This window comes from Halomonas sp. B23F22_20 (assembly GCF_043496985.1).
GTDB lineage: Bacteria > Pseudomonadota > Gammaproteobacteria > Pseudomonadales > Halomonadaceae > Halomonas.
Genome location: NZ_JBIEKH010000087.1, coordinates 1 through 709, shown reverse-complemented (window position 1 = coordinate 709; position 709 = coordinate 1). Strand labels below are relative to the sequence as shown.

Annotated in this window: 1 protein-coding gene; it reads right to left on the bottom strand. The window is 43.0% G+C overall.

The annotated features are described in order from the left end of the window. Positions 1-320: 320 nt before the first annotated feature. Positions 321-709: class D sortase (locus tag ACGTN6_RS20700; RefSeq protein WP_394594955.1), on the bottom strand; the 389-nt coding region annotated here is incomplete at its 5' end.

Here is a 709-nt window from a genome sequence, read left to right as displayed (position 1 = left end):
AAAAACTGGTGAACGATTTACCTAATAGCACATTAGTCAGATTTAACGCTGCCCACTGGGTACCTCAAGAAGCACCGGAACAATTCGCAGCAGAGATTAAGAAGTTCATATAATAGAAAGTCTAAAATAGTATGGATATAAAACAAATAAGCAGCGCCTAGAGAGGCGCTGCTTTACGTTTGCGTGGACAGAGGGACAGGTACGTTGTCCCTCCTTTCTTTCAATTTCTCTAATAAAACACACCTATAAAACGGGACAAGGAACCCGTCCCTGTGTCCCTAATTCAGATGTGGGGACAAGGTACCTGTCCCCGCATCCCATTACGTTGATTGCTTTAGTGTGCCTTTTACCATGACTCGGTCTTTTCCATCCATTGTGCAGGTAATAAGGGTGATTTCCTTTTGATCTTTATGGTCCTGCAACACTTCCGTCTTAGTAGGAGCGATGACTTTAATATCTGTTATTTCATACACAAATGTTTGATCGCCTTGGTGTAGGAGAATCTCTTCCCCTGTTTTTACTTTCGGCAAATTTCGAAAGTGTCTGTTTGCTCGATATCCACGGTGGCCGGCAATAGTAAAGTTTCCTTCACCAGGCTTCTGATCTGCCTTGATTTGCGTGAGGGCTATGCTCAAATTTTCTAGCGTAGTGTCTGGAAGGACCATTTCCTTTACTTGAATGGATGGGATCTCTAATTCTAATACGTCCG